The sequence below is a fragment of the Bacillus sp. JJ664 genome (assembly GCF_036962205.1).
Taxonomy (GTDB): Bacteria; Bacillota; Bacilli; order Bacillales; family Bacillaceae_G; genus Gottfriedia.
The window spans coordinates 7,399-7,627 of the sequence record NZ_JBALMS010000108.1 but is presented as its reverse complement, the minus strand read 5'-3'; the positions used below and the strand labels follow the sequence as shown (position 1 = coordinate 7,627).

Annotated in this window: 1 protein-coding gene; it reads left to right on the top strand. The window is 32.3% G+C overall.

The genetic code is table 11. The annotated features are described in order from the left end of the window. On the top strand, positions 1–229 hold a 229-nt coding region (locus V7056_RS16170; protein WP_499703453.1), incomplete at both ends, for a hypothetical protein.

The window sequence follows — 229 nt, the reverse complement described above, 5'->3', positions numbered from 1 at the left end:
GTTTATCATTAGTATTCGAAAATGAAAAAGTAGAGATTACGTTATCTGGGAAAGAGCAATTTTTGAGTTTACATAAATCAATTGTTATTCCTTTTGAAAACATCGTTTCGGTCGAAGTATCATCGGATAAAAAGCCGACTATTTGGTCGAAAGTGTATGGCACAGGTGTTGGTCATTATCGTTATGGATACTTTAATGAAAATGGGAAGAGATATTTTATTGCAACAAA